Source organism: Chengkuizengella axinellae (genome assembly GCF_030730905.1).
GTDB lineage: Bacteria > Bacillota > Bacilli > Paenibacillales > KCTC-33759 > Chengkuizengella > Chengkuizengella axinellae.
In genome coordinates this window covers 156,246-165,053 of record NZ_JAVAMP010000011.1, presented here as the reverse complement: position 1 = coordinate 165,053, position 8,808 = coordinate 156,246, and the positions used below count along the sequence as shown (strand labels likewise).

Genomic DNA, 8,808 nt, shown 5'->3' with positions numbered 1-8,808 from the left:
GCATCTCTTACTTGTTTTGTTGTCGTTGTCTGTTTAACAGCGACTCAACCATCATAACATTTTTGATTGTTTTTTGTCAACCTTTTTTTTGCTCTCATCGTCCGTCTCAGCGGCGACTTGATTAATATACCACGGTTAAGTAGATAAAAGCAAGTACTTTTTTTAAATAAAAATATATTAAGATGACAAATTCCTTATTTCAATAAAAACTACAGCTATTGAAATGTTTGACGATATCTTCGAGAGACTCCGATAGGAGTTTTTGTTCAAAAATATAGTCTGTTTTAATATCTTATACATATTCTATGCAATATGTATTCAAAATATTTGTTTTATATTTGTTTTTTTAAAAACTCCTCAATATATAGATGTCGCTCCTGATCTAAGTTTATAATTTCTCCCCCCACATTAACCCAGGGTCTTGTTGGATTGTTTTGATCGTAAAAAACGATCTCACCAATCATATTATTATTTAATTTCACTATATTTCCGCTTTGAAATTCAGTCATTTTTTTTATGAATGTGTGTACTATACTCGGTTCTAGTTTTCCAAAAGATTGTTCTTGAATTTCCTCCAAAACTACAAATGGAGAACTCTTTTCCTTATAATTCCTACTGGATGTCATAGCATGAAATACATCTGCTACTGCTACTATTTTTGCATATAGATGAATTTGATTTTTATCTGAACCGAGTGGATAACCACTTCCATCACATCTTTCATGATGTTGCAGAGCCGCCAATTTTACACCATCATTAATTCCAGTTACTTCTTTTAACATGTTATATCCATATATAGTATGTCTTCTAACCTCTTTAAGTTCCTCTGATGATAGTTTACCTGCCTTTTGCAAAATCTCCGAATCTACTTTTGTATTTCCTATGTCATGCAATAAGCCTGCAAGGGCAACTTGGACCCAGTCTTTTTGAGGTAAGTGAATCCATTTAGCAATTAGATAAGCAGTCATACTTACCTTGATACATTTTTGAATACAGTAATCCTTGAGATCTGAAACAGGTGGGTCAAATGTTAAAATGTCATATTGATCAATTAATGAAATCACTGATTCCAAGTTAGTACGAATTTCTAACAAAGGTAGCTTGTCTAATGTAGCATTTAAGAAGACTTTCTTTATAAAAGATGCAAGTTCTTCATATGCATACATTAAATCGGTATTGATAATCTTTCTTTCTTCTTTTTCGTTTTGTTGGTCATCTTCTTTTTGTTCTGCTCCAACAACCACATTTCGAATTAAAAAAGCCTTTAGTATCTCGACCTCTCTATGACCCAAAGTAATCCCTTTATTAAATAAAGTGCCACCAAGTTCAGTCTTCACATCTTCTACTAATTGATCTCCGTTATTTATATTCGAGATAGAAACTCTTTTCAATTAAATCACCCTTTTATACCTGAATTTAAGGACAGAATATAGTTTATTCTGTCCTTTGATTTAATCATAGAAATATAAAAGTTATATCTTATTCAGTTGGCTCTGCTTCGTTTTCAGAATGTTCATCATTCGATTCATCATTTTTTTCAACTTGTGTTACTGTGGCTACTTGATCTTCTTCTCTAATATTAATTAATTTCACACCTTGCGTATTTCTACCCATCGTTGAAATTTCGGACATACTTGTACGTATAATAGTACCAAGAGAAGTAATAATCATTAGATCCTCATTATTGTGTACAATTTTCAATCCAGCAACTGAGCCATTTTTTTCTGTGACATTGATTGTTTTTATTCCTTTTCCGCCCCTAGTTTGAGAGCGATATTCAGACATTGGAGTTCTTTTTCCATAACCTTTAGCTGTAACAATCAATACATCATTATCATCATTAACAACGCCCATATCTATGACTTGATCGTTTTCAGAGATGGTGATTCCTTTCACACCTGATGCAGAACGACCCATGGTTCGCACGTCTTTTTCTGAAAATCGAATAGACATTCCTTGTTGCGTTCCCATAATAATTTCCTGGTTGCCATCTGTAAGTTTTACACCAATTAATTCGTCATCTTCACGAATTGTTATGGCAATAAGTCCACCTTTTCGAATATTTTTATATTCTTGAATATTCGTTTTCTTTACAATTCCTTTTTTCGTTGCGAACAACAGGTGGTGATCACTTTCAAAACTTTCGATAGGAAATACAGCATTCACGTACTCACCAGGTTCTATTTGCATTAAATTAATAATTGGTGTACCCTTCGATGTCCTACTTTGTTCGGGAATTTCATATCCCTTCAAACGATATACCTTTCCTTTATTAGTGAAAAACATTAAATAATGGTGGGTATTGGTTACAAACAGATGCTCAACAAAATCATCATCTTTTGTTCCCATACCTATCACACCTCTACCACCACGTTTTTGACTTCGATATGTTGTAACAGGTATACGTTTGATATAGCCAGTATGTGATATAGAAATAAGAACATCTTCTTGCGGGATTAGATCTTCATCTAAAATATCTAAATCTCCAGCTGTGATTTCGGAGCGTCTTTCATCTCCAAATTTGTTTTTAATTTCTAATAACTCATCACTTATGATATCTAGTACTAATTGCTCATCCGCTAATATAGCACGTAATTCTGCAATTTTCTTTAATAATTCCTGATACTCGTCTTCAATTTTATCTCTTTCTAAGCCTGTTAAACGCTGGAGACGCATATCTAAAATCGCTTGTGATTGTTCATGACTCAAATCAAACTGAGTCATTAACCCTTCCCTAGCTTCTTCTGTAGTTCTTGAGGCGCGAATTAATGCAATCACTTTATCTAAATGATCTAATGCAATTCTTAATCCTTCTAAAATATGAGCTCTTGCTTCTGCTTTCCTTAAATCAAATTGAGTACGTCTTTCAATTACTTCAATTTGATGTTGGATATAGTGGTGTAAAATATCTTTTATGTTCAAAACTTTTGGTTCGCCATTAACTAAGGCCAGCATATTTACACCAAAGTTGATTTGCATAGATGTTTGTTTATATAAGTTATTTAGTACGACATGAGGATTTACATCCCTGCGAAGTTCAATTACAATTCTCATTCCATTTCGATCGGATTCATCTCTAAGATCTGTAATACCTTCTATTTTTTTATCTCTAACTAACTCTGCAATTTTTTCTATTAATCTTGCTTTTATAACTTGATATGGTAATTCATTTATTATAATTTTTGCTTTATTTGTATTTTCATTCTCTTCAATTTCTGCTCTGGCCCTCATAGTAACAGAACCACGACCAGTTGCATAAGCCTGTCTAATTCCTTGTCTACCTAAAATATAACCACCTGTAGGAAAGTCAGGGCCACTTATATACTCCATTAAATCGATTGGGGTTAGATCTGGGTTTTTAATTAATTCCAAAACACCATCAATGACTTCCCCAAGATTATGAGGTGGAATATTTGTAGCCATCCCTACAGCTATTCCCGAAACTCCATTTACTAATAAATTCGGGAAACGTGCTGGTAAAACAACAGGTTCTTTCTCTTCACCATCATAATTGTCTGCATAATCAACTGTTTCTTTATTAATATCTCTTAACATTTCCATTGCTATTTTTGAAAGGCGTGCTTCTGTATAACGTTGGGCCGCAGCGGAATCTCCATCTATAGAACCAAAGTTTCCGTGTCCTTCAATTAACATATAACGAAGTGAAAAATCCTGTGCCATTCTCACCATTGTTTCATAAACAGCAGAATCTCCATGTGGATGATATTTACCTAAAACCTCACCTACAATACGTGCAGACTTTTTAAAGGGTTTGTCAGGTGACATCCCCAGCTCAGACATTGCATATAAAATTCTTCGATGTACTGGCTTTAAACCGTCCCTTACATCAGGTAATGCCCGGCTTACGATAATACTCATAGCATAATCCATAAATGAGGATTGCATTTCTGTACGAATATCCCTATTTTCTACATTTGAACGTATTTCATCAGCCATGTTCTCACCATAACTTCCTAATTTAGATATCTATATTACTAACATATTTAGCATGTTGTTGTATAAAATCTCTTCTTGGTTCCACATTATCTCCCATTAATGTATCAAAAATAGCATCAGCATCCATTGCATCTTCAATGGTTACTTGCAATAATGTACGACTTTCAGGATCCATGGTTGTTTCCCACAGTTGTCCAGCATCCATTTCCCCAAGACCTTTGTAACGTTGAATGTTTACTTTTCCACTTAATTTTTCTATGACCTCATTCTTCTGGTCATCATTATAAGCGTATTGAATAACTTTCCCTTTTTCAATTTTATATAAAGGTGGTTGTGCGATATAAATATACCCTGATTCTATAACAGGTCTCATGTATCTATATAAAAAGGTCAATAGTAAAGTTCTAATATGTGCACCATCTACGTCGGCATCAGTCATAATAATAATTTTATGATACCTAGCTTTTTCTATATTAAATTCTTCACCGATCCCTGTTCCTAGCGCTGTAATAATAGCACGTATTTCAGCGTTGCCTAATATTCTATCTAATCTTGCCTTTTCAACATTAAGTATTTTCCCTCTTAAAGGCAGTATCGCTTGAAAATGTCTGTCTCTTCCTTGTTTTGCTGATCCTCCCGCTGAATCTCCCTCGACGATATACAATTCACTAATGGAAGCATCTTTAGAAGAACAATCCGCTAACTTACCCGGTAAGGAACTGACTTCTAATGCACTCTTTCGTCTCGTAGCTTCTCTTGCTTTGCGAGCAGCTTCTCTAGCTCTAGCAGCTTGTAATGATTTTTCAATAATTTGTTTAGCAATTGAAGGATTTTCTTCTAGAAATTCAGATAACTTTTCAGAGAAAACAGACTCAACAATACTTCTTGCTTCACCATTACCTAGCTTCGTTTTGGTTTGACCTTCAAACTGAGGCTCAGGAATTTTCACAGAAATGATAGCAGTAATTCCTTCACGAACATCATCACCAGAGAAATTAGCATCATTATTTTTCAACAATTGATTTTTTTTAGCATAATTATTTAAAATTCTCGTTAACGCACTTTTAAATCCGGACTCATGTGTCCCACCTTCATGAGTATTGATATTGTTGGCAAAAGAATAAATATTTTCACTATAACCATCGTTATATTGCAAAGATACTTCCACGTTAATGTGATCTTTTCCACCTTCAACATAAATAGGAGGTTCATGTATAGGCTCACGATGTCTATTTAGATATTCTACAAATGAAATGATCCCACCATCATATTTATAAGAAGTTTCTTTGTCGGTTCGCTTATCTATTAAGTTAATTTCGATTCCTTTATTTAAAAATGCTAGTTCTCTAAGTCTAGATTGTAACGTATCATAATCATATATTGTGGTTTCTTTGAAAATTTCATCATCAGGTGCAAATGTAGTTTGAGTTCCAGTTTCCTCAGTTTCACCAACTACTTTAAGATCATATTGTGGAGCACCGTAACGATATTCTTGTTGATATATGGTTCCGTCTCTTCTAACTTGAACTACAACTGATTTTGAAAGTGCATTAACAACGGATACACCTACTCCGTGCAATCCTCCAGAAACCTTGTATCCATCTCCACCAAATTTACCTCCAGCATGTAATACCGTCATAACGACCTCTAATGCTGGGCGTTTCATTTTTGGATGTTCACCGACTGGGATACCACGACCATTATCCTTTACCGTTATACTATTATCTTCGTTAACAATAACGTCTATTGATGTACAATATCCGGCCATAGCTTCATCAATACTGTTATCCACTACTTCCCATACTAGATGGTGAAGGCCTTTCACTCCTGTTGATCCGATATACATCCCAGGTCTTTTCCTTACAGCTTCAAGTCCTTCTAGTACCTGAATCTGATTTTCATCATACGTATTTTGTTGTTGATTCAATGACATTTTTGCTTCACCTACTTGTGTAGAATAAAAAACAGATAAAACTTAAAACTTAAATATGTAATAAACTCGCTCTTTTTTTTAATGTAGCTGACGAGATGGGTGAATAGTATATTTTCGTTGTTGAAATAATCAGTGATTTTGGTTTTTCAACAGAGATCATCTCAACCCTGTTATTTTCTTTAGCATGATCAATAAATGGTTCTAAAACAAGAAAAGATTTATCAATGGATAAATCAAATATAGCAACTAATTCGGATGCTTTTAAAATTTTATCTCCTCCAAGGTGAATAAACAACCCCATCACTCCAATCCTAAACCGTTACAGTACCTTCTAAAACATGAAATAGTTTGGCTTCTTTTAATTTAGACAAATTTACACTTTCAACACCTGTAGTAGTTATAAAGGTCTGTACTTTGTTTTGAAAGGTTTCAATAAGCTGAGTTTGACGATATTGGTCAAGCTCTGATAACACATCATCTAATAGAAGAAGAGGATATTCCCCAACTTCTTCATGTATGAGCTCAATTTCTGCAAGTTTTATGGATAGTGCTGTGGTTCTTTGTTGACCTTGGGATCCGAATGTTTGAACCTCTTTATCATTAATTAAAAAAAGAAGATCATCACGATGTGGTCCAATTAAGGTGACTCCTCTTTTTATCTCCTGTTCTCGCATCTTTGTTAACTTTAACATAAATTGATTAAATAAAACAGTTTCATCATCAAATTGATCAATTTCAAAGGAAGGTTTGTAAATCACTTTTAAATGTTCTTTTTCATTTGTAATACCTGAATGAATTTGTTCAGCCCATAATTGTAATTTTCTTATAAAGTGTTGACGTTTTTTTATAATTTTAATACCAAACTCAGCTAATTGCTGATCCCAGATAGTTAATAATTCAATTAAATGCTTATCCTTAGCTGTATGATGCTGTTTTAATAAATTATTTCTTTGATTCAATATTTTTTGATATTGCTGCAAATCATAAATATAGCTGGGTTGAACCTGTCCTAATTCCATATCAATAAATCGACGGCGAATTCTTGGAGATCCTTTTACAATTTCTAAATCTTCAGGCGCAAACATAACAACATTCAATCCACCAATAAAATCGCTAAGCTTGCGTTGTTCAAGCCCATTGATTTTTACTTTTTTCCCTTTTTGGGAAAGATGAATCTCCAATTTATTACTTCCATATTTTCTTTCAACTTCACTGTATAAAACCGTTTCGTCTTTTCCCCAACAAATTAATTCTTTGTCTGTGTTTGTGCGATGAGACTTTGTTAATGCCATAACGTAAATTGCTTCGAGTAAGTTCGTTTTTCCCTGTGCATTGGGACCAATGAATATATTGATGTTATGATCGAGTTTCATTTCAACCGTTGAATAGTTACGATAATTTTTTAATGTTAGTTTTTTTAAAAACAAAATGATTCCCCCAGCGTTACGAATTCACCACTTTGTAAACCTCGTCGCTAATTTTAACTTCATCTCCTGGTACGATTTTTTTTCCTCTTCGATTATCTAAAACCCCATTGATATAAATATCATTTTCTTGTAAAAAAGGTTTGGCTTGCCCGCCAGTGGAGATATGGTTTGTTAGTTTTAAAAATTGTCCTAGTGTAATATATTCGTCTTTAATTTTTACAATTTCCATTTGTGATTTCCTTTCAGTTATTTCTTTAGTTAGTTTGTAGTACGATAAGGTAAAATTAAATGGAGCATATTAGTATCTTCACTAGGTTTAATGATGATAGGACTCATAGTACCTGTGATACCGATTTGAATATTTTCACTATCAATGACTTTTAATGCATCAAGCATGTATTTAGAATTAAATGATATTTGAATTAATTCCCCATCTATCCGTTCCGCTTTTACTTGCTCCGTTATTTTACCAAGGGAAGTTAAACTAGATGTAATTTCTATTTCTTCATGATCTCTAATAATCATTTTTACTATGTTTGTTTGATTTTCTCTAGATAACAAATACGCTCGATCAATTGCTTCTAAAAATAGCTTTGTAGGTACAATAATTTCTGTTTTAAACGTTTGTGGGATAATTTTAGACGTATCAGGATAGATTCCATCTAATATTCGTGTGTAAAAAAGAATGGAATCTATTTTAAACAACACTTGATTATTTGCAAAAACGATGTGAATCATTTGATTTTGATCTGGTAATAATTTATTTAACTCATTTAATGTTTTTCCTGAGATTACAATATTCCCAAGATTTAAATCTTCACTTACTTCTATATTTGAAATTTCTCTACTAGCTAAACGATGGCGATCAGTAGCTACAAATTTTAAATTTTTATTTGATAAATTCCAAAGAATGCCTGTTAATATAGGCGTGCTCTCGTTTGTTGAAATAGAGAATGATGTTTGTTTAATCATGGATTTTAATAAATCACTGGCTAACATAATAGAATTGTTTTCTTCGATAGAAGGTAACACTGGGTATTCTTCGGGATCAAGTCCTATAATTTGAAGTTCTGATGTTCCTGATTTAATGGTTGTTTGAAAGGAGGAATCCACTTTAATTTCCACATATTCTCCTGGTAGTTTTCTAATAATTTCTACAAAAAACTTGGCAGGTAGGACAACATTTCCTTCTCTTATGATTTCAATAACTGGATTGTCTTCTATTTCTTTAGGGATAAAACTTTGGATTGATATTTCAGTATCGCTTGCTGTTAATATGACTTCTTGATCATAAGCATCAATTTTAATACCGCTTAAGATTGGAATTGTTGTTCTGTTTGTTATTGCTTTTGAGACATGCTGAATGGACTCATGCAGTTTATTTTTTAAGATTTTAAATTCCATATTCCCATCTCCATTATTTTCTTAAATATAATATTATATTTCGGTTTTTTGATTCATTTTTGTTAAAGGTTTTAGTATTTTTTGAGG

The 8,808-nt window shown here is 33.0% G+C and carries 7 protein-coding genes; all 7 read right to left on the bottom strand.

Going from position 1 to position 8,808, the window contains the following annotated elements:
• Positions 1–332: 332 nt before the first annotated feature.
• Positions 333–1,391, bottom strand: coding sequence for an HD-GYP domain-containing protein (locus Q5Y73_RS18475; RefSeq protein WP_305993391.1), 1,059 nt, complete (start codon positions 1,389–1,391; stop codon positions 333–335).
• An 88-nt stretch (positions 1,392–1,479) separates the two neighbouring features.
• Positions 1,480–3,957, bottom strand: a complete 2,478-nt coding sequence (gene gyrA / locus Q5Y73_RS18470) for a DNA gyrase subunit A (protein ID WP_305993390.1) — start codon at positions 3,955–3,957, stop codon at positions 1,480–1,482.
• Positions 3,958–3,979: 22 nt separating this feature from the next.
• The gene (gene gyrB, locus Q5Y73_RS18465) at positions 3,980–5,884 is read right to left on the bottom strand and encodes a DNA topoisomerase (ATP-hydrolyzing) subunit B (RefSeq protein WP_305993400.1); all 1,905 of its coding nucleotides are present in this window, start codon (positions 5,882–5,884) and stop codon (positions 3,980–3,982) included.
• Positions 5,885–5,939: 55 nt separating this feature from the next.
• On the bottom strand, positions 5,940–6,185 hold the full coding sequence (gene remB, locus Q5Y73_RS18460; protein WP_305993399.1) for an extracellular matrix regulator RemB: 246 nt from the start codon (positions 6,183–6,185) through the stop codon (positions 5,940–5,942).
• A gap of 16 nt (positions 6,186–6,201) precedes the next feature.
• Positions 6,202–7,317 carry a DNA replication/repair protein RecF gene (recF, locus tag Q5Y73_RS18455; RefSeq protein WP_305993389.1) on the bottom strand — a complete coding sequence of 372 codons (1,116 nt, stop codon included), beginning with the start codon at positions 7,315–7,317 and terminating at the stop codon, positions 6,202–6,204.
• A 16-nt stretch (positions 7,318–7,333) separates the two neighbouring features.
• Positions 7,334–7,546 (bottom strand): S4 domain-containing protein YaaA, encoded by a 213-nt coding sequence (gene yaaA / locus Q5Y73_RS18450; RefSeq protein WP_305993388.1) that lies wholly within the window; start codon positions 7,544–7,546, stop codon positions 7,334–7,336.
• 29 nt (positions 7,547–7,575) lie between these two features.
• Complete coding sequence (gene dnaN, locus Q5Y73_RS18445; RefSeq protein ID WP_305993387.1) at positions 7,576–8,721, bottom strand: DNA polymerase III subunit beta; 1,146 nt, start codon at positions 8,719–8,721, stop codon at positions 7,576–7,578.
• Positions 8,722–8,808 lie beyond the last annotated feature (87 nt).